Source organism: Pseudofrankia coriaricola, from assembly GCF_001854805.1.
GTDB lineage: Bacteria > Actinomycetota > Actinomycetes > Frankiales > Frankiaceae > Pseudofrankia.
In genome coordinates this window covers 88,418-108,983 of sequence record NZ_MBLO01000220.1, presented here as the reverse complement: position 1 = coordinate 108,983, position 20,566 = coordinate 88,418, and the positions used below count along the sequence as shown (strand labels likewise).

17 protein-coding genes are annotated in these 20,566 nt (G+C 72.1%); 5 read left to right on the top strand and 12 right to left on the bottom strand.

All coding sequences use genetic code 11. The features are described 5' to 3' along the window. Positions 1-92 precede the first annotated feature (92 nt). Together BCD48_RS25995 and BCD48_RS25990 are read right to left on the bottom strand one after the other, a co-directional pair. Complete coding sequence (locus tag BCD48_RS25995; protein ID WP_071050985.1) at positions 93-1,379, bottom strand: PD40 domain-containing protein; 1,287 nt, start codon at positions 1,377-1,379, stop codon at positions 93-95. Beyond that, the gene (locus BCD48_RS25990) at positions 1,376-1,990 is read right to left on the bottom strand and encodes an RNA polymerase sigma factor (protein WP_241841988.1); all 615 of its coding nucleotides are present in this window, start codon (positions 1,988-1,990) and stop codon (positions 1,376-1,378) included. The genes BCD48_RS25995 and BCD48_RS25990 overlap by 4 nt, the downstream gene beginning before the upstream one ends. A 319-nt stretch (positions 1,991-2,309) precedes the next feature. Here BCD48_RS25990 and BCD48_RS25985 point away from each other — a divergent pair, with 319 nt between their 5' ends. Beyond that, positions 2,310-2,831, top strand: a complete 522-nt coding sequence (locus BCD48_RS25985) for a MarR family winged helix-turn-helix transcriptional regulator (RefSeq protein ID WP_071050984.1) — start codon at positions 2,310-2,312, stop codon at positions 2,829-2,831. Here the strand turns inward: BCD48_RS25985 and BCD48_RS25980 are convergent, their stop codons facing one another. The 9 genes from BCD48_RS25980 to BCD48_RS25940 all read right to left on the bottom strand — a co-directional run bounded on the left by BCD48_RS25980 (position 2,832) and on the right by BCD48_RS25940 (position 14,414). Further along, a complete protein-coding gene (locus BCD48_RS25980; RefSeq protein ID WP_071050983.1) occupies positions 2,832-3,605 on the bottom strand; it encodes an SDR family NAD(P)-dependent oxidoreductase in 774 nt (257 codons plus the stop codon). It abuts the gene before it with no gap. Between the two features lie 279 nt (positions 3,606-3,884). Next, on the bottom strand, positions 3,885-4,418 hold the full coding sequence (locus tag BCD48_RS25975) for a nuclear transport factor 2 family protein (protein ID WP_083419199.1): 534 nt from the start codon (positions 4,416-4,418) through the stop codon (positions 3,885-3,887). Next, a complete protein-coding gene (locus BCD48_RS25970; RefSeq protein ID WP_071050982.1) occupies positions 4,409-5,335 on the bottom strand; it encodes a TIGR03619 family F420-dependent LLM class oxidoreductase in 927 nt (308 codons plus the stop codon). Before BCD48_RS25970 ends, BCD48_RS25975 begins: the two co-directional genes overlap by 10 nt. Positions 5,336-5,735: 400 nt before the next feature. Next, positions 5,736-7,019, bottom strand: a complete 1,284-nt coding sequence (locus BCD48_RS25965; protein ID WP_071050981.1) for an ABC transporter substrate-binding protein — start codon at positions 7,017-7,019, stop codon at positions 5,736-5,738. Positions 7,020-7,386: 367 nt separating this feature from the next. After that, a complete protein-coding gene (locus BCD48_RS25960) occupies positions 7,387-8,058 on the bottom strand; it encodes a TetR/AcrR family transcriptional regulator (RefSeq protein WP_071050980.1) in 672 nt (223 codons plus the stop codon). 187 nt (positions 8,059-8,245) lie between these two features. Further along, the gene (locus tag BCD48_RS25955) at positions 8,246-8,623 is read right to left on the bottom strand and encodes a hypothetical protein (RefSeq protein ID WP_071050979.1); all 378 of its coding nucleotides are present in this window, start codon (positions 8,621-8,623) and stop codon (positions 8,246-8,248) included. Positions 8,624-9,036: 413 nt separating this feature from the next. Next, positions 9,037-10,302, bottom strand: coding sequence for an ABC transporter substrate-binding protein (locus BCD48_RS25950; protein WP_071050978.1), 1,266 nt, complete (start codon positions 10,300-10,302; stop codon positions 9,037-9,039). Positions 10,303-10,500: 198 nt separating this feature from the next. Then, on the bottom strand, positions 10,501-12,351 hold the full coding sequence (locus BCD48_RS25945; RefSeq protein ID WP_071050977.1) for an ATP-binding cassette domain-containing protein: 1,851 nt from the start codon (positions 12,349-12,351) through the stop codon (positions 10,501-10,503). Further along, complete coding sequence (locus tag BCD48_RS25940) at positions 12,348-14,414, bottom strand: ABC transporter permease subunit (RefSeq protein ID WP_083419196.1); 2,067 nt, start codon at positions 14,412-14,414, stop codon at positions 12,348-12,350. Before BCD48_RS25940 ends, BCD48_RS25945 begins: the two co-directional genes overlap by 4 nt. A gap of 868 nt (positions 14,415-15,282) precedes the next feature. On the opposite strand from BCD48_RS25940, the gene BCD48_RS25935 reads away from it, so the two are divergent. The 4 genes from BCD48_RS25935 to BCD48_RS25920 all read left to right on the top strand — a co-directional run bounded on the left by BCD48_RS25935 (position 15,283) and on the right by BCD48_RS25920 (position 19,391). Further along, positions 15,283-16,359 (top strand): beta-ketoacyl-ACP synthase 3, encoded by a 1,077-nt coding sequence (locus tag BCD48_RS25935; protein ID WP_083419195.1) that lies wholly within the window; start codon positions 15,283-15,285, stop codon positions 16,357-16,359. A gap of 176 nt (positions 16,360-16,535) precedes the next feature. Then, on the top strand, positions 16,536-17,399 hold the full coding sequence (locus tag BCD48_RS25930) for a mycofactocin-coupled SDR family oxidoreductase (protein ID WP_071050976.1): 864 nt from the start codon (positions 16,536-16,538) through the stop codon (positions 17,397-17,399). Positions 17,400-17,616: 217 nt separating this feature from the next. After that, positions 17,617-18,450, top strand: a complete 834-nt coding sequence (locus BCD48_RS25925; protein WP_071050975.1) for an SDR family NAD(P)-dependent oxidoreductase — start codon at positions 17,617-17,619, stop codon at positions 18,448-18,450. A 62-nt stretch (positions 18,451-18,512) separates the two neighbouring features. Continuing rightward, entirely contained in the window at positions 18,513-19,391 is an 879-nt protein-coding gene (locus BCD48_RS25920) for an enoyl-CoA hydratase-related protein (protein WP_241841987.1), read from the top strand. Positions 19,392-19,417: 26 nt separating this feature from the next. On the opposite strand, the gene BCD48_RS25915 is transcribed toward BCD48_RS25920, so the two are convergent. Further along, positions 19,418-20,524 (bottom strand): acyl-CoA dehydrogenase family protein, encoded by a 1,107-nt coding sequence (locus BCD48_RS25915; protein ID WP_071050974.1) that lies wholly within the window; start codon positions 20,522-20,524, stop codon positions 19,418-19,420. Between the last annotated feature and the right edge of the window lie 42 nt (positions 20,525-20,566).

Below are 20,566 nucleotides of genomic sequence, written 5' to 3'. Positions count from 1 at the left end.
CGATCGCATGGGAAGGTGTCCCTCCCGGCGATCCGCGGCGTCTCCCGGCGAGATGTTTCCGGTGACCGGCATTTCCACGGCTCTCTCCCTCGTTACCAGGTGACCAGGGCGCCATAGCCGGCCAGGCTCAGGCGCGCGAATCGAGTGGTGTGTCCGGTCGCGGCGTCCACGACGGTGAGGCCTTGGTCGCCGCCGCCCCAGGCGACCAGCCAGCGCCCGCTGGGGTCCAGCGCGAGCTCCGAGATCATCCAGGTCGTCGCCGGGACCGGGTGGGTGAGCAGGACGCGCAGCTGACGACCCGTGGCCGCGTCCAGCTCGACGACACGGGTCGGCGCCAGTCCACCGTCGGCGACCGCGTGCCTGCTGATCACGAAGATCCGGGTGCCGTCCGGGCTGAGGACCGGGCTGATGTAGCCCTCGTCGTGGGCCTGCTGGCCGGTGACCGGCTGCCTGGAGCCCTCGAACAGGGTGCTGTGGGTACTCGTGTCGAGGATCCACAGCCCGGCCCGCGACGACGGGTTCGCCGGTACCGGCTGCTCCGGATGCAGGAGCGCGTCGATCTGGAAGGCAAGATGGCGCCCGTCGTCCGCCCAGCTAAGATCGGTCAGATACCCGCGGACGCTGTTGGGGAACTCTCTCTCGACCCCCCCGATCGCGACGTCGACGATCTGGATGCCCATGGCGGGCGGCGCGTCCAGGCTCGCCGGGGCGTACTCGGCCGGGAGTGCGAGGCGGCGGCCGTCCGGTGAGACGGCGAGCCAGGGTTCGGGAACCACCGGGACGTGCACGGCGTCCAGCCGGTTGATCGACGCGACGCGGCCAGCCGGGCCGAGCACCAACCGGTACAGCCACCAGGACGGATGCGCGCGCAGGTCGTCGCCGAGCAGGTAGAACGTCCCGGGCTGCGCAGCCGCGACGGCCTTCCACTCGATCCCGTCCGGCGGTGCCGGCGTCGCGGTGACCGAGCGGCTCCGCGCGTCGCGGACGGTCAGCTGGGGGCTCCGGACGCCGGTGTCGCCCAACTCCAGGGCGACGAGGTACCGGTCGGGGAGCACGTCCGCACCGGTGGCGGAGACCGAAGGGCCGGGGGAGGCGGACGGCGCCACGGTGACGGTGACCCCAGCCGGGGTGACGGACGTGTGCCGCGCCAACCGCGGCAGCAGCACCACGCCGACGACGACGAGCAGGATGACCCCCACGACCAGCGCCGGCGCGATCCGCCGCTTCGGCCCGGCGCCGTCGCCGGCCCGTTCGCCCGGGCGCGCGTGGGCCCGACGGCCGGGCAGCGCCCGGTCCGGCTCGAAGGCCAGGTCGTCGGCAGTCACGATCTCGGCGACGGCGGCGAAGGCGTTGCGCAGGCGGTCCTCCAGGGCGGTCATGCTTCCTCCTCGCCGAGCAGGTCGCCGAGCGCGCGCAGTGCCCTGGTGGCGGTGGACCGGACGGTGGCGGGTGCGATGCCGAGCGTCTCGGCGATCTCGTCGTCGCCGAGGTCGAGGTAGTAGCGCAGGACGAGGACGATCTGGCGGCGCGGCGGCAGCCGGCGCACCGCGGCAAGCACCGCCCGCCGGTCCTCACCGAGCAGCACGGCCGACTCCGCCGACCAGACCGGTGGCTCGTAGCGCACCCCGACGCGGCGCGCCACCGCCCGGCGGCGCAGCTGGCTGCGCCCGCGGTTGACGACGCTCGCGCGCAGGTACGCCACCGCTCGCTCCGGGTCGCGCAGCCGCGGCCAGTGCCGCAGCAGCCCGATGAACGCGTCCTGGACGACGTCCTCGGCCGCGCGCTGGTCACCGAGCAGCAGCACCCCGAGCCGCAACAGCCCGAGCCGGTGCTCGGCGAACAGCAGACCGACCGCGTCGCGGGAACCATGGCCGGGGGCTGTGTCCGGGAACCGGGCGGTCATGCGGCCAGGATCTCGGCGCCCGCTGAGCCCGGCCGCGGTCGCCGCGTCCGCCGCGTCCGCCGCGTCCGCCGCGGTCCCGGCGGGCATGGTGGCCCCGGCGGGCACGGCTGGCGCGGCGGCGGCCTCGGCTCGTGGGCGGGGGGTGGATGGTCGCACGTGTAGATGACGCGCGACTCGGCCATCCGCTGCTCGTCCCGGCGAGTTTTCTCCGACCAGGCCGGCGGAGCTGCCTGCCCGACGGAACGTTCTGGTCGTGGCGGAGGCGGCGGGGAGGTCCGGGTGGCCGAGGGGCGCACGCTGGTTTGCTCGATACCGCGCCGTTTATATGTACCGTGCATACAGTGTGTACCGCGCACATCGAGAGTAGGCTCGGTTCCAGCGCGGATGCGAGGGGAGAGGGGTCGCGATGGAGCCCGAGACGACGGCGGATGCGGCCGGCCTGGCTGAAGTCGCCGACATCGAGCGCGAGCTGATGTTAATCAGCCGGTACATGGTCATGACTGCCACCGCCCGGGCGGAGGCGGCCAAGGCCGAGCAGCGGTTGGAACGTAGCGCCTACCTGTTGCTCAGCCGGATCGAGGCCGAGGGCCCGATGTCCATCGGCCAGCTCGCCGAGGCCTTCGGACTGGACGCGTCGACGATCAACCGGCAGACCGCCGCGATGCTGCGCGCCGGCTTGGTCGAGCGAATCCCGGACCCGGAGGGCGGGGTTGCCCGCAAGCTGCGCATCACCGATCATGGCCTCGCCCGGCTGTACGCCGACCGCGCCTGGGCGGTGGGTGGCATCGCCAGGATGGTCCGCGACTGGGACCCGGCGGATCTGGCGACCCTGGCCCACCTGCTCGCCCGCTTCAACCTCGCCATGGAGCGGGGCCAGGGGCGTCCCTGGCCCCGCCAGGACCGTTCGGAACTCCACCCCGCCCACTGATCAGCGGGCGACGACGAGGCCGCCGTCCACGAGAAGCACCTGGCCGGTGAGGAAGCTGCCGGCGTCGGCGGCCAGGAGGAGGGCCGGGCCGACCATCTCGTCGGGGTGGGCGAGCCGGGCCTGGTGGCTGGCCTTGGTCATCCGTTCCCGCGAGTCGGGGGTGGTGGCGCGGACCATGTCGGTGTCGACGGCGCCGGGGGCCAGCGCGTTGACCCGGACACCGCGCGGCGCGAACTCGGCGGCCATGGAACGGGTGAACGCGACCATCGCCGCCTTGGCGGCGGCGTACATCGACACCCCGGGGGAGTGCAGGAAGGCGCCGGCTGAGACGACGTTGATGACCGAGGCGGACGGGCTCGCGGTCAGGTAGGGCAGCGCCTCCTGCACGAGGAAGACCGGGCCGCGCAGGTTGACGTCGAACGACTTGCCCCATGCATCGGGGGTCATCGCGCCCAGTGGCTGAGCGAGGCCGGTCGCGGCGTCGTTGACGACGATGTCGATGCGGCCGAAGGTCGCGGCGGTCCGCTCGACGAGCGTGCGCAGGGCGGCCAGGTCGCCGACATGAGTGGGGACGCCGAGGGCCTGTCCACCCATCGCCTTCAGGTGGGTCTCGGTCTCGGCGCAGGCGTCGGCCTTGCGGCTGGCGACGACGACGGCCGCGCCGGCGGCGACGAAGCCCTCGGCGATCGCGCGGCCGATGCCGCGGGTGCCCCCGGTGATGACCGCGACCCGGCCGGTCAGGTCGAAGAGGGCCCGTAACTTCTCAGCGTCCATACCCGCATGGTGTGGTCTCCTAGAACCAGGAGTCAATCACTAGCCCCCAGAAGGAAGATGGAGGCCAGATATCGTGCTTTTAACTGGCCTCGCGGTCGGCAGGCGGCATTAGAACCTGGTTCTCGGGAGACGGGGTCGTGGCGCGGCTGGGCGGCCGGGCCGGTCAGCCGCCCGAGCCGAGGATGACGGCGCTGCGACCGATGGCGGCCAGCGCGCGGTGGACGTTCTTCACCTGGTTGGCGGCCGTGCCGCGGGGACGGTCACCCCGATGTCGAGATGTCAGGAGCGGTGCAGCGCGCTGGCGGAGACCGGTCCGACGTGCTGCCACAGCACGTTCACGGTCCGCCGGGCGAAGCGCCACGCGCCGTCGGCGCCCCTGCCGTAGGCGTCCGCGTAGCGGATCACCATGCGCAGGTCGGCGGGCTCTCCGTCCGCGCCGGTGTGCAGGTGGTGCGCGTCGCAGTACGTCTCGCCGACGGCGCTGTCCCCGTCGACCTGGCAGCGGTGGTTGCCGACGAGGTGGAACGTCTCCGGGAAGCGGGCGCCGAGCGCCCTCGGGATCGAGGCCATCGCGGCGGCTCCGGTGACCGTGGTCGCGGGATCCTCCAGGTTCGCGTAGCGCACCTGGAGCACAGCGTCGTCGGCGAACAGCGAGACGAACAACTGCTCGTCCCTGGCGTCGGCCGCCGCGGCGTAGCTGTCGACCAGGTCGCGCAGCGCGAGCCGGTCGGCCGGGTCGCCGGCCGAGCGGCCGGCGGGGAGCAGCCCGGCGGGGCGTGTCCTTCCGGCCGCGTTCAGCTCGTTCAGCTCCACAGCTTCTCCCAGCGCTGGCCTAGGTCGCCGACCCAGGCGGCCGCCTCGGCGTGGTCGCGGACGAACGCCGCGGCCGGCAGCGAGACCTCGGTGACACCGATCTCGGCCATCGCCGCCGCGCCGGCCAGCGTCCGGTCCAGGTCGAGCGCGCGGCCCTCGCCGCGGACCAGTGGCAGGGTGTGGCGCACGCGCGGGACGGCGTCGCCGCGGCCCGCGGCGGCCCAGGCCTCGCGGATCTTCCCGACCCCGGCCGCCACGCCCTCGGGCGACTCGCCCATGATCGGAATCCAGCCGTCGCCCAGCTCGGTGATACGGCGCAGGTTGCGCCTGGTCAGCGGGCCGCTGAACAGGACCGCCGGCCCGTTCCGCTGGACCGGCTTCGGGTCGCACCAGATCTTCTCGAAGCTGACCGTCGGCAGGTCCACGGCGGTGCCGCCGCCGGGAGCCCACAGTGCCCGGCAGGCGGCGATCGTGTCGTCGAGGATCTGCGCCCGGTTGTCGAAGTCGAGGTCGAGGGTCTCGTACTCCTCGGGCTGCCAGCCGGTACCGACGCCGATCTCGAGGCGGCCCAGGCTGAGCGCGTCCAGCGTCGCGCAGATCTTGGCGAGCATCGGGGCGCGGCGCAGCCCCGCGATGAGGACGCCGGTCGACAGCCGCACCCGCGACGTCGCCCCAGCGACGACCGACAACAGCGTGAGCGGCTCCAGCCAGGGCGAGCCGTTCGGGAAGTTGAACGTCCCGAACGGGTACCGGTCCGTTCGTTCGCCCATGATCACGTGGTCGCTCTGCACGAGAGTGTCGACGCCGGCGTCGTCGGCGGCGCGGCACAGATCGATGACCTTGTGTTGCTCGTCGGCCTTGAACATCGACTCCCCGACGGGCAGGCCGATCGCGAGCCGAGGACGCGACGTCGCCATCGCTCGGGCCTCCTTTGTGTGTCGCCGTCATGAGCTGCTGTGTGTCGCCGTCATGAGCTGCACCAAGATTATGTATATTGTCTACAATCATATCTTCCCTGAGTCGCGGGCGCGCGGGTTACGTGGAGGCCCCGGGTGTCAGAGGCGCGTGGCCGGCTGGCGCAGGCTCGCCGCCCAGGCCACGACGCGGTCCACAAGGCGACGCGGGTCGGGGGCCACATTGCTGTTGTGGTGGGCGTCCGGGAGGACGAAGAGCATCACGTCCGGGCAGGCCGTCAGCCAGCCGGGGCGTACTTCATGAAGTGACGACCGGGACGGCCACGAAGATCGTCGGCGGTGGCCGGCCGCCCGGCGGGGTCGGGCGGCCGGCCAGCCGCGGTTGGTCACTGGACGCGACAGTTCACTTGCGGGCGCCGCCCGAGCCCAGCGCGGTGCCGCACCAGAACCCCGCGGGGCCGTTGCCGCCGGGCGCCACCTCGAAGGCGTCGCCCGCCGCGTTCACCCGCAGGAAGTTGAAGCACTTGGCCGGTGCCTCCGGCTCGTTGAGGTCCACGGGCGCGATCAGCCCGCCGGCGGAGTAGTCGTGCACCTGGCGCAGGTTCTGGATGAACGCCTCGCGGGTGGGGCACTGCCCGGCGCGGTCGAGGCCGAGCAGCATCTCGTCGGCCGTCACGTAGGAGGCGAGCGCGACCTCCTCGTCCGGGTCGGGGAGCTCCGGGGCGTAGGCGGCCATGGCGTCGTGGTAGGCGCGCATCGTGGGGGAGTTCTGCTGGAACGACTGGTAGCCAGTGATGACCGACATGCCGGCCATATCCCGGCCCCTGGTGGAGAGCAACTGGGTGCCGTAGCCGGCGCTGACCAGCGCCACCTTGAGCCTGATGCCGGCCGCCTTCGCCGCCGCGAGGATGTCGATGTAGGGTTCCGGCTGCATCGTGCCGATCAGCGCGTCGGCGCCGGTTCTCCTGAGGCCGTCGACCACCTTGGCGGGGCTGGAGACGGACTCGCTGTAGTCGCTCGTGCCGACGACGCTCACGCCCTGGGACGTGAGGCTGGGGGCGAACTGCACCGCCAGGCTGTGTGACGCCGGCGAGGACTGGTCGACGACGAGGTAGGCCTTCGTCCCGCCCTGCTTCTTCACGTACTCGCCGAACGTCGAGACCGGTTTTCCCTCGTTGAACAGCGAGCCGAAGTTGAACATGTTGTCGTGGCCTTCGGTCCAGGACTTGTCGGCGGCCACGCCGACCACCGGCACGCCGGCCTTGTCCATCCATTCAGCCGACGGCCCGATGACGATGGACTGCGCGATGAGGCCGAAGACGTGCTCGTTGTCGAGGAGGTCGTGCGCCGCCCGCGAGAACGCCTCGGGGGTCGACTCGTCGTCGCGCCACTCGAGGACGACCTGCCGTCCATGTACACCGCCCTTCGCGTTCTGCAGGTCCACCCGCGCCTCGATGGCGCTGCGCGCCGAATGGAACGCGGCGGAGACCACGCCGCCGGTGTCCGGGTAGATGAGTCCGAGCTTTATGGTCTTGCTGGTCACACCCGGCGACGGGCAGGAGCTGTCAGCGGCGTCCGTCGAGCCGGGTGAGGACGAGGCGGATGCGCAGCCCGCCGCGGCGGACAGCCCGAGCAGTGTGGCGGCCGCCGCGGCGACCGTCCGCCCGCGTAAGTGCTGACCTTTCATGACGTCTTCGTCTCCTGTCCGAACCAGAGCGGAGTGGGGTCACATAGCGATCGTGATGTTGCGCACGCTACCGTTCCTGTTCCGGCCCTTTTCGGTGGGGTGGGGTGTCCCGGCCGTGGGCGGCTATTCGGGAATGTCCCGGCCACACAAAAATGATTTCGACGTCGCCGTCAAATATATGGGCGGCAAATTCGGATGTCGGCTGGCCCGCGGCGTTCCGGGTCATTCGTCAGGCCGGGGCGGGTCACGGCGTCGCGTGCGCCGCCCCGATGTCGGGACGGTGCGGAACGCCTCCGCGGTGAGCTGGGCGCTGTTGCCGACGTCGCGCGGCCGGTGACCGGGCGGCGGCTGGTGGTACCGCTGTGGCCTAGTGGGTGCGCCGCTCCGCGGCGACGATGCTCGCGAGGAAGATCTTGCGGACCACGTCGTCGTGCCGGCCCTGCTCCGGGTCGACGGACTCGGAGAGCTGCCGGCTGAGCACGAAGCCGCGGATGGCGTGGAAGAGGGCGCTGCCCTGGGCCCGGTCGGAGCCGGGCCCGAGCGTCTCCTCGACAAGCCGCCGGATCTGATCGGCGACCCGCCCCGAGATGTCGGTCAGGGCCGCCGTCGCGGCGGCCGAGGTGTCCGGGTCGCTCTGCAGGTTCAGCATGATCTGTAGCCGGGCCAGGTAGCTCGGCGCGCCGTAGTACTGCGCGAGAAGCTCGTAGAGCGACTCGATGCGCTCCTCGAGCGTGTCGCCCTCGATGTGGCGCTGGGCTATCGAGGCGATGAACCGGCGGTTGAGCTCGTCGACGGCGGCGAGCATCAGCGACTCGCGCGAGCCGAAGTAGTACTGGATCGCCCCCCAGCTCAGGTTCGCGCGCCGGGCGATCTCGTTGGTGCTCGCCCGGTAGAAGCCCAGCTCGAGGATGCACGCGACGGCCGCGTCGAGGATCTGGGTGCGCCCGGCCGGGTCGCGTCCCGACCGGCGACGTCGTGACCGGTCGCGCGGTGGCTGACCGGTCGCGTTCTCCATGAGGTTCTCGGCCGTCTCGGACACGTCGCTCCTTGTGCGTACCACTTGGGCCGGGGCGACGGAGCTCTTCCGTGCGCCCGCCGCGGCCACCAGCGATGCGGTCGACCAGATCCTTTCACGGCGCGGACGTGCCCCGGAGGTCGTCATGCCTGGCGGGCGGCCCCGCGACCGTGGCCGCCGCCGCATTCCCACGGCCGCCGGGTCTCGCGGGTCAGCTCAGGTCGAGGTCGCGGGCCCCGCCGCTTGCCCACCAGTAGAGCCGCGTCTCGTCGTAGGTGACGACGAGCAGGGTCCGCACCGCGCCGGGCGGCCAGTTCCGCGCGCGTACCTCGTTCTCCCAGGCGTCCTTCAGCCAGCCCGGCTCGCCCTCGTCACCGCCGCGCAGGGCCACCGAGCCCGCGCCCCGGCTGCCGAGCCGCCAGCCGCCCGCCCGCAGCCAGGTGTCGACGGCCCCGGCGAACACCCGTGCCGGCTCCGTCGAGTGCGCGGCCCGCATGGCCGACACCGGCGGCAGCGCCAGCGGCAACGCGACCACCTCGACGAGGTGCCCGGCGCGCACGCCGTGCTCGTCGCCGTCCCATCTCGCCACGCGATTGCCCACCTGTGCAGGATAAACAATTCCGAGATCAGGGCAAGGCGCCGCCAGGGTTTTCCGCGGGTATGCCCGCCGACTTTCCGGCATCCGCCCGCGACCCCGCTGGCTTTTCTTTTGTATAGCGCTTTTCTAGCGCTTGCGACTGCCTTTTTGGCGGTGCATACCGCCGACAGGACCGGCGGCCGGCGCAGGAAATACCAAGACGCCGTCGCCATCGCTGAACGCTGTTGTCCTCGTCATCCCCCGGAACGCCGCGGCAAGCCGGCTCGACATTGCCGCCGTCCCGCGGTTCGCCAGTCCCGGGTCGCACGTCCCGAGGGATGGCGTCTCGGCACACAGATCGGGCTCGGCCCCCCCGGCGGCCGAGCCCGACTGTCCCGGGTCCTGTTACCGGGCCCGTCCGCGGATCAGGACTGCGGCGCCACGGTGACGCCCGGGATGACGTCGCCGCAGATCGGGTCGGCGCCCTTGACGGGGGTGAACTTGTCGCCCTCGAGCTTCGTGATCCAGGTGCAGTTGCCCGCCCCGCCCACGATGTTCTCGCGGTCGTTGATGTCGACCTTGCGCCCGCCGAACAGGCCCAGGCCGTCCCAGTCGTGGATGCCCGACAGCGAGGTGATGACCGAAGCCTGGGTCGGGTTGGCGCCGGCCCCCTTGAGCCCGCGGACGAGCAGGCCGATGGCCGCGTACCCGTTGTACGTGGCGTAGGAGGGCACGACGGTGACGCCGGCGGCCTTGAGGTCGCTCTGGAACTGCTTGGTGGCGGCCGTCTGCAGCTCGACGGGCTCGTAGCCGAGGGAGAAGTAGACGTTCTGGGCGGCGTTGAGCGCGCCGGGGCCGGCCTGTTCCAGGTCGCCGCCGTATCCGGCGGGCAGCAGCGCGACCTTGATGTCGACGCCCTGCTGGCGCAGCCCGGTGATCAGGGCGAAGGAGGTGTTCGGGTCGACCGACGCGGTGAACGCGTCGATCCCGGCCTGCTTCATGGCCAGCACGGTCGGGCCGACGTCGGTGCTGCCGAACGGGAACTTGGCGTTGAGGTAGCCGACCTTGACGCCCGCGGCCTTGGCCGACTCCCCGGCCGAGAGGGCGGCCTCCGAGGACAGCGGCGAGACCGAGTAGCCAATCGACGCGAGGTTGGTGACGCCCTGCAGCTTGAAGAACTTGCCGATGGTCGTCGCGACCTTGGTCTGCTGCAGCGCCCCGACGACGGAGAACATGTTCTTCGCCGTGATCCACTCGGGGCCGTCCTCGGCCATGCCGACCACCGGGACCTTGTGGGCGGTCAGGTAGTTCGCCGCCGTGAAGGCCAGGGCCGAGTGTGCGATCACGACCAGCACGTGGTCCTGGGTGACCATCTTCTGCGCGGCCGAGAGCGCGCCGTCCGGCGTGGTCATCGTGTCGCCCACGACGTACTTGATGGTGTAGCCGTTCCGCGCCGCGTACACCACCCCGGCCTTGACGCCGTCGACACTGGTCTTGTTGCCAGAGGCGGCCGCGCCGGTGACGTCGGTTAATATTCCGACCGTAATTGTCTTGTTGCCGGCTGGGGCGTTCGCGTTCCCGCCGCCGCCCCCGTCCGACCCGGACGAGCCGCCGCAGCCGGCCGCCGCGACGAGCAGGGCGGTGGCACCGGCCACCGCGACGCCGAGAATTCGCTTTCTCCCGCGGATCATTTTTGCTCCCCGTGCATCGGTGGTGGGTCGCGGATGCGTTCTGGCTTGTCGTTTGGAGGAGAAGGATCCGGGACACCCGTCCGGCGCCGCCGTGCACCGGCGCTGTCGGCGCTGTCTGCGCTGTCGGCGTTGTCGGCGTCCGGCGTGGCCGGGCGGAGCGGCCGGTCGAGGCCACGGGGGCGCGGCCGCCGTTCCGATCTAGGTGTCGGCGGCCGTCGCGTCGCCGAGGTAGTGGCGCAGGACCTCGCCGCGGGCGTCGGTGGTGGGTCCCTGCCAGGCCACCGTGCCGCGTTGCAGGACCAGGCACTCGTCGGCGAAGTCCAGCGCGCGGTGGACGTACTGCTCGATCATGATCACGGTGACGCCGGCCTGGCGGGCCCGGGCGAGGCCGTCGAAGACCTGGTCGACCATTTTCGGGGCGAGTCCCAGCGACATCTCGTCGGCGATCACCAGTTTCGGTGAGGTGGCCAGGGCCCGGGCGAGGGAGAGCATCTGCTGCTCTCCGCCGGAGAGCAGCCCCGCGACCTGGCGGCGCCGGGACGCGAAGATCGGGAAGATCTCCAGCGCCAGGTCCACCGCCTCACGCCGGGCCCGCCGCCCACCGGACGCCCCGGCGGCCATCCGCAGGTTGTCGATGACCGTGAGGCCGCGAAAGACTCCCCGTCCTTCGGGCAGGTGGACCAGGGCGGCGCGGCGGATGCGGTGGGGCCGCCAGGCGCTGATGTCCTGGCCGTCGAAGACGACCCGGCCGGCGGACGGAGGGACCAGCCCCGAGACGGCGCGGGCCAGGCTGCTCTTCCCCGCGCCGTTCGCGCCCAGGATGGCCAGCGCCGTGCCGGTGCCCATGGTGAAGGAGACGCCGCCGAGCGCGAGCGCCTCGCCGTAGCGCACCGCCAGCCCGTCGACGGTCAGCAGCGCGCCACCCGCCGGGCCGGCGCCCAGGGCCGCGTCGCGGTCGCCAGCATCGGGACGGGCCGTGGCCAGGGCCGGCCCCGGGGCGCTCGCCTGGGCGACGGCGGCCGGACCGGCCGGGCCGTCGCCGTCCGCTGCACGCTCCCGAGACGCGTCGACCGCGTCCCCGGCCTCCGCCGCGTCGGCTTCGTCCGCGGCCTCCCCAGCACCCACGGCACTCGTGGTGTCCGTGGTGTCCGTGGTGTCCCGGGTGTCTGCCAGCTCCTCGCCGAGATAGGCGGCCTGGACCGTGGGGTCCGCCCGGACTTGTTCGGGGGTGCCGCTGGCGATCAGCTTCCCGAAGTCGAGGACGTAGATGGTGCTGGACAGGCGCATCACGAGTTCGACGTCGTGCTCCACCAGCAGGGCGGAGATGCCGCGCTCGCGGGTGGCGCGCCGCAGCACGCGTTCGAGCTGCTCGGTCTCCGCCGAGTCCAGTCCGGAGGAGGGCTCGTCCAGCAGGAGCACGGTCGGGGACGTCGCGAGCGCGCGGCCCAGCTCGACGAGCCGGGCGGTTCCCAGCGGCAGCCCCATGGCCGGGTGGTGGGCGACGTCGGTGAGCCCGAGCAGCTCCAGCAGGCCGTCGACGTCGTCGGTCTCGGCCGCCCGCGGCCGGTGCAGGCTGCCGACGGTGAACAGGTCGGACCAGACCCGTCGCCTGGCGTTGCGGACCCGGTGGGCGAGCACGAGATGGTCGCGGACGGTGAGGCTGGTGAACAGCTCGGGGTGCTGGAACGTGCGCGCCAGCCCCCGGGCAGCCCGCGCCTGCGCGCTGGCGCCGGTGACGTCCACGCCGTCGAGCAGTACCTGCCCGCGGGTCGGGCGCAGCAGCCCGGACACCACCGCGAACAGGGTGCTCTTCCCCGCGCCGTTCGGCCCGACCAGCCCGACGATCTGACCGGGTGGGACGGAAAGGCCGACGTCGTCGACGGCGACGAGACCGCCGAACCGCATCGTGACGCCGACGCAGGCCAGCCGTGGCGCCTCCGACGGGCCAGCGGGTAAAGGCGCCACGGCGCCCCGCGCCAGCTGCGCGGCCTCGGCGTCGGTCTGGGTCTGGGTCGTCGTGCCGTCCGTCGTCACCGGGCCGCCGGTCATGGTTCCGCCTTCGTCGTCGCGGCGGCCGCTTCCCGAGCCGGGCCGCCGACGTGGGCAACGGATGCTTCGGCCACGACCGGCGGGGGCGCGCCGGTCCCAACGTCCATCCCGGCCAGCGCGGGCGTGGCGGGCGACGACGGCTTCGCGATGCGTGACAGCGCCCCGGTCAGCAGCCCGCGCAGCTGGCGTCCGGCCTGCGGGACCGCGCCTTCGGGGTTGCGCGCGACCCCGATCGCGCCGAGGCCGAACAGGATCGGCAGCAGCGAGGTCAGCCGGGCCGGGGCGTAGCTCTGCAGCACTCCCTGCATCAGGGTGAACGACAGCCCGGCGAGCAGGGCGGCGGAGATCGACCGGACCCCGAGGGTCACCACCACCGCGAGCCACACCAGGCCGGCGTACGTCGCCCAGGACGTCGGCTGGGCCGTCATCTGGTACATCGCGACGAACGCACCACCCACCGCGGCGACGAACGCCGCCAGCGCGCCGACGATGACCTTCACCTGCACCACGGACAGGCCCAGCGTCCGCGCCGCCGGCGCGCTGTCCCGCACCCCGCGCAGCGCGAGTCCACTCGTCGAGCGGCGCAGGTTCAGGGTCAACGCCGCCAGGACCGCGAACACCCCCAACGCCAGGTAGGCGAACGTCAGGTCGTCGACGGCCCAGCTGGGGCGTTCGATGATGACCCCGAGCCCGCCCTGCAGGAAACGGCCGCGGGTGAAGACCAGCGTCTCGACCAGCAGGCCGAACGTCAGCGTCGCCAGACCCACATAGAGATCACCGAGCCGGATTGTGAGCAGCCCGAGGACCGCGCCGGCGGCGGCCGCGATGAGCCCCGCCAGGACGATCGCCAACAGCACGGGCAGGTGGGCGTTCGTCGCGAACTGGGCGGCGCCGAGCGCTCCCGCACCGGCGAAGACGATCTGCGAGAGCCACAGCATCCCGCCTTCTCCGGTGGCGACGGTGAACGTCAGATAGGTGATGCCGTAACACAGCCCGAGCGCCGTCAGCCCCAGCCAGTACGGCGAGCCCCTGAACATCAGCGGCACGAACGCCACGACGACCAAAGGGACCAGCCCGAGCCACTTCTCCCAGGGGGCGGCGTAGGCGGCCGCCGCGGTGACCGCCGAATCCGCCGACGCGGGCCGGATCGCCTGGTCGAGCGGGCCGCCCGCGCCGGCGTCCTCGTCGACCGACCCCGACCGGACAACGTAGAAGATCAGGAAGACCACCATGAACGCGAACGGGACGCTGGGCACGATCGCCGCGGTCAGCGAGCTGTTCGTGGGCAGGTACTTCTGGATCACGTCGGTGATGACGCCCATCGCCAGCGCCGCGACCACCGCGCCAGGCAGCGAACGCAGCCGCGCGGCCACCACCGCGGCGATCGCCGCCGACATCAGCGCCGTCATCCCACCCGGAGACAGGCCGTCCGTCGGAGCGACCAGAACACCGGCGAGCCCGGCCAGCGTCGAACTGACCGCCCACACCCCCAGCGAGACCCGGCCCGGGTGGGTGCCCGACAGCGAGGACATCGCCTCCGAGTCGACCATCGCCCGCACCTTCAGGCCCACGTCCGTCAGCCGCAGCACCACCGTGCCCGCGGCGACCACGAAGAGGAGGAACCCGTAGGTGATCACCTGGTCGGTGGTCACCACCGTCCCAAGAATGTGGAAGGGCTCGTCGTTCAGTGACGCCAGGCCCGGCGCGGACGTGATCGCCTGGTTGCCGAAAATCAGGTCGCTGATCGGGGGCAACGCCACCGACAGGCCGATCGTCGCGACAATCTTGACGAGCGTCGAGGAGTTCCGGATGAACCGGAACAGCACGGCGTAGAGCACGACGCCTAGCAGCGGTGCCAGCACGAGGATCGCCAGCAGGCCGGCCGACACCGTCGACATTCCATGCTGAGAGTTGAGCCAGTAGTAGAACCGGGCGACGACGTAGGCCATCGAGCCGAAGGCGAAGTTGAAGACGCCAGCCGAGACGTAGGTGACCACCAGCGCCGCGGACGCGATGGCATAGATGGAGCCGAGCGCCAAGCCAGCCAAGATGTACTGAAGCACGCTAATTCCTCCGCGCCAGCCTCATCGGCCGACCGTTAACGTAAGAACGCGACAGTACTTTCGGGAAGTTCGGAATGGGTCCAGGTCGCGCGCCTTCTCACCGACATTGCTCCTTAGTCGAGCCGGTTGCCGGGGTCAGTGGCATGCCGCCTGCTTCACGTCGGCCGACGGGGTGTGACGAAGGTTACATTCTTCGATGTCGGAGTCAAGCTTTGCCGAGCTCCGCGACTCCCCGGAAGGATGCACTCACAGAGTGTGCGTTCACTCGCATGGCTGTGGTCGGCGTGGAGGCCGCGCAGCCGCATGACCGCGGCGTGGAACAGGCCGCATGACGTCCGGGTCCCGCCAGCCCGTAGCGACTTCCATTACGGCCACGCGGGGCGCTCGACCACGATCCACGCCACGCCTGGCGGGAGGGCTCGGCCGCCCGGTCCACCCAGCCGGTATCGCGCGGTGCCGCCAGCCGATCGTTCTCCTTGCCGGCTGCCGGCTGCCGGCAGCCGGCAGCCGGCAGCCGGTGCGGGGACCGTTTCGGCGGATCCGGAGGGTCGAACGCCTCGGCCTCGACCCGCCCTGGCGGCATCGCCCGCCGCGCCGGTACGCTATCCATCCGCGATTTATTTTGTGTTTTCGCTGGCGTCACCGAAGGCGGGCTGGACGCGTACCGGCCGCACCTTTAAGGCGCGCCACGAGGCCGTGCGGACCAGTCCGTGGGGATTGGTATCGCCCATCGATCCATTGCTAACGAGACGTTGGTTCCTGCTATGTCGAAAAACAGTTCGACGCTGTTCATGGCACCCCTTGGCCGCATGACGTGCGCGGCCACTGGCGGATGTCGTCGAAGGTCGGCGTGAGGAGTACGGAGTCCATGACAGTCGTCGAAACCCCAGTGCTCAGCGGCTTCTCTCCCATTGCGGGCGCGGCCACCGCGGCGGGAGTGTCCGTGCCGGTCCCGAGGTCCGTGGGTTCGCGCGGCGCCCGGCCGGCGGTCGGCGGGGCGCGGTTGCTGGGTACCGGCGCCTACCGGCCCGCGGGCCGGCTGACCAGCGACGAGGTGGGCGGAAGGTTCGGCCGTACCGCGCAGTGGGTCGAGGCGCGGACCGGCTTCGCGGCCCGGGGGGTCGCCGCCGCGGACGAGACCGTGGGCGCGATGGCGCTCGCCGCGGCGCGCGACGCCCTCGACGACAGTGGGCTGCCCGCCGGAGCGGTCGACCTGGTGATGGTCGCGACCTGCAGCTCCCCGCCGCGCACCGGCGTTGTCGCCGCCGACGTCGCGAGCGGCCTTGGCGTGCCCGGCGCGGCGACCGTCGATCTCAACGCGGTCTGCGCCGGTTTCTGCTACGCCGTCGCGGCGGCGTCCGACTCGGTGCGCGCCGGCACCGCCCGCCACGCCGTCGTCGTCGGCGCCGAGCGGATGACCGACTACGTCGACCCGGCCGACTTGGGCACTTCGATCATCTTCGGGGATGGCGCCGGCGCGGTCGTCATCGGGCCGGCCGCCGCGGGCGCGGCCGGGGAGCCGGCCGCGATCGGCCCGGTGACGTGGGGGAGCGACGGCTCCCGCGCTTCGCTCATCCGGGTCGAGCCGGAGAACCAATGGATGCGGATGGAAGGACCCGCTGTCTTCCGCTGGGCCATCGAGACCGTCCACAAGATCGCGCTCGACGCCTGCGAGCGTGCGGGTGTCGCTCCGGCCGACCTGGCGGCCGTCGTGCCGCACCAGGCCAACCTCCGTATTGTCGACACCGTCGCCGAGAAGCTCGGCGCGGTCAGGGCCGTGGTCGCGCGTGACGGTGCCGGGGCGGGCAACACCTCGGCCGCCTCCATCCCGTTGGCCCTGCACCGGCTGCGCCGCGCCAGGGCGGTGCGGGCCGGTGACCTGGCGCTGCTCGTCGGTTACGGCGCCGGCCTCACCTGGGCGGCACAGGTGGTCCGCATCCCGTAGCACAGGTTGCTTGGCCGCGTCTGGCAGGTCTTTCATCTTCGTGTATCGGACTGCTACGGAATGCGTCTCTCCCCGCCAGAGAACTACGATGACGACCGGCGTCGTAGGCGCAGCCGCCACGATCGCGTCCCAGGCCACGATCGCGACGTAGATCGCGATTGAGGAGGAAGAGATACATGGGCAAGCTGGACGGCAAGGTCGCCTTCATCACCGGCGCCGGGCGGGGGCAGGGGCGTAGTCACGCCATCAAGCTCGCCAGCGAGGGTGCGGACATCATCGCGGTCGACATCTGCGAGGACATCCCGTCCGTCAACTACGAGATGGCGAGCGCCGAGGATCTGGCGCAGACCGTCAAGGAGGTCGAGGCGCTCGGCCGCGGCATCGTCGCCGTCAAGGCCGACGTGCGGATCAAGGAGCAGCTGAAGGCCGCGCTCGACCAGGGCATCGCCCGCTTCGGCAGGGTCGACATCGTCTGCGCGAACGCCGGCATCCTGCCGATGAACGACAACACCCTCATCGAGGGCTTCATCGACGGCATGGACGTCGACTTCGTCGGTGCGCACAACACGGTCGCCGTCGTCGCCCCGCACCTGCAGGCCGGTGCCTCCATCATCATCACCGGCTCCACCGCCGGGCTGATGAAGAACACCACCGAGGCAATGGGCAAGACGGGCGGCGTGGCGTACTCGTTCGCCAAGCGGCTGGTTTTCCAGTACGTCGAGACGCTCGCGCTGCAGCTGGCGCCGCACAACATCCGGCTGAACGCGGTTCACCCGACCAACGTCAACACCCGCCTGCTGCAGAACGACGACATCTACCGCTCGTTCCGTCCCGACCTCGTCGCCCAGGGCAAGACCCCGACCCGCGAGGACGCGGAGGCGGTCTTCCCCGGGATGCAGCCGATGCCGATCCCGTACATCGAGCCGGGAGACGTGTCGGCCCTGGTGCTGTTCCTGGCCAGCGAGGACTCCCGCTACATGACCGGCATCAACCTCCGGCTCGACGCCGGCTCGATGCTCAAGGGCGAACGCGCGATCTGACGGCGCGCGGGCAGTACGGCCCGGGGCGGTGCCCGGCACGGTAGAACGAACCGACCGTGCCGGGCACCGCCCCGCGTCGTTGCGACGGCCGGATGTCGTGACGACACGGGTCGGTGCGACGGCTGGATGGCTGGATATCTGGATGGACAGGCAAGATCGTGGTTGGATATAGTATCCGATCTGACGCCGTCGTCCGCCAGCTCAGGGAGCGCGCCGCATGGGTATCGAGATCGATCTGAAGGGCCGTCGGATCCTGGTCGTCGGGGCTTCGTCCGGTGTCGGCCGTTCGACCGCTCTCGCGATCGCCGCGCGCGGCGGTGAGATCGCCGTCGTCGGCCGGCGCGCCGCCCAGCTCGACGAGGTTGTCTCCACGGCCGGCGGCGGTGTCGCGATCCCCGCGGATCTGCACCGCGAGGACGACTGCGCCCGGATCGTCGAGACCGCGACGGCGACACTCGGCGGCTTGGACGCGGTGCTCTTCCCGGTAGGTGTCTCCCCGTTGGAGCTGATGGCCAGGCTGACCGCCGAGTCCTGGGGGAGCGCGTTCGCCACCAACGTCGTCGGCCCGGCACTGGTCACCGCCGCGGCCGTGAAGGCGCGGACCGAGCCCGGCCTGTTCCTCTATGTCTCCTCGGCCAACGTCGCCCAGCCGCTGCAGGGCCTCGGCGCCTACGGTGCCACCAAGGCCGCCCTGGAGCACACGGTCCGCACCTGGCGGCTGGAACACCCCGAGCACCGCTTCCTCCGGCTGACCATCGGCGCGACCACGCCGACCGACATCCACCGCGACTTCTCCGGTGACGTACTCAGCGAGGTCCTGCCGAAGTGGGCCGGCACCGGCGTCGTCACCGCCGAATTCATGCACGTCGACGACGTGGGGGTCGCCGTCGCCGAGCTGACCGCGTTCGCGCTCGCGCACCCGAAGATCGCCGTCGACGACGTCACCTTCAACCCGGCGAGCGCGCCGCTGGACGCCTCGACCCTGGGCCACCTGGGCCAGCGCGCCGCCGAAGGCGACCTGCTCGACGCGGAAGGGAAACTGCCGCTCTGACCGCCGGGGCCCCGCCGGCCCCGCGCCGATGCCCCACCCGACCGAGCTCGTCGGAGGTTGCCGTGACGGCAGGAACCCAGCACGCCCCGGATCCGGCGGCGCACGAACCGGCGGTGCACGACTCTGCGGCGCACGACCCGGCGGTACAGCGGCCGCTGGTCGCGACCGAGCTCCGGGACGGCTATGCGGTGCTGACGCTCGACGACCCGGCGCACCGCAACGCGCTGTCGCTGGAACTCTCCGACGCCCTTGCCGCCGCGGTCGCGGCGGTGCTGGGGGCGGGCGTGGGTGCGATCGTGCTGGCCGCGAGCCCGCCGGTGTTCTCCGCGGGCGGGAGCCTGGACGATCTGATCACCCCGAAGGCGCCGCTGCGCGACGTGTACGCCGGGATGCTCGCCATCGCGAACGCCTCGGTGCCGACGGTCGCGGCCGTCGGCGGCCCGGCCATCGGCGCCGGGGTGAACCTGCCGCTGGCCTGCGACGTCGTGCTGGCGTCGCCGTCGGCGACGTTCGACCCCCGCTTCCTCGACGTCGGTATTCACCCCGGCGGCGGCCATCTGTGGCGGCTGGCTCATCGGGTCGGGCCGCAGGGCGCCGCGGCGCTGGTGCTGTGCGGCGACCGGCTCACCGGCGAGGAGGCGGCGGCCGCCGGGCTCGCCTGGCGCTGCGTGCCGGACGGCGAGCTGATGGACCGGGCGTGCGCGCTGGCCGCCCGCGCCGGGGGCCGCCAGCGTGACCTGGTGGCGCGTACGAAGGAGACGCTGCGGGCGAGCCTCGCGGTCACGTCGTCTGACGACGCGGTCGAGCTGGAGCTGGCCGCTCAGGAGTGGTCGGTCGGCCGGCCCGGTTTCGCCGACCACGTCCGCGCCCTGCGCGACAGCCTGCGCGCGGCGAAGGCCGCCAGGACCGCCGAGGCGGACCGCCAGCGTCAGGGCGGCTGAGGCGGCACGCGAGGCCCGCCCGTCGGCTACAGCTGACGGGCCAGCAGCTCCCGGTGGTGCACCGGGTCGCCGAACAGCACCCGCGAGCTCTTCGCCCGTTTGAAATAGAGGTGGGCCGGGTGCTCCCAGGTGAAGCCGATGCCGCCGTGGATCTGGATGTTCTCGGCGGCGGCGTGCACATACGCGTCGGAGCAGTAGGCCTTGGCCAGGCTCGAGACCAGCGCGAGCTCCGGGTCGTCGGGCCGCTGCGCCGCCGCGGCGGCGGCGTAGGCCGCCGAGCGGGCCGACTCGACCTCGACGAGGACGTCCGCGCACTTGTGCTTGATCGCCTGGAACGATCCGATCGGCCGGCCGAACTGGACGCGGGTCTTGGCGTACTCGACGGCCATGTCCAGCGTCCGGCTCGCGCCGCCGACCTGCTCGGCGGCCAGCGCCACGATCGCCAGCCGCAGCGCCCGCTCGATGGCGGGCCAGGCGGCCCCCTCCGCGCCGACGAGCCGCCCGGGCACGCCGGCGAGGTCGAGGCGCGCCTGCCGGCGGGTCTGGTCCAGGGTCGCGAGGCCGGTGCGGCGCAGGCCGTCCGCGGCGCCGTCGACCGCGAAGAGGCTCACCCCGCCGCCGGTGCGGGCGGCGACCAGCACCAGCTCGGCGGTGGCGCCGTCCAGCACGAACATCTTGGTGCCCGTCAGCCGCCAGCCGTCGGCGCCGTGCTCGGCCGTCGCCGTCACCGACGACTCCTCCCAGCGGCCGTCGGCCTCGGTGACCGCGAGTGTCGCGACGGTCCCGGACGCGACCCGCGGCAGCAGGTCGGCCGCCGCGGCGTCGTCGCCGGTGGCGAGCAGCGCCTGCGCGGCGGCGACCGTGGCCAGGTGGGGCGCGCAGAGCAGCGCGGCGCCGCTCTCCTCGAAGACGACGCCGATCTCGGCGAAGCCATAGCCGACGCCGCCGAGCTCCTCCGGTATGCCCAGGCCCAGTACGCCGAGGTCCTCGGCCAGGCCGCGCCACACGGCCGGGTCCCAGCCGGCGGGCGTGGCCATGGCCGCGCGCACCGCCTCCTCGCCCGCGACGTCCGCGAGGAACTCGCGCACCACCCCACGCAACTGCTCGCGTTCCTCGCTGAATGGCACGCTCACTGCGTCTCGAGTTCGCTCCGTTGCCGCACTCGCTTCGCGGCC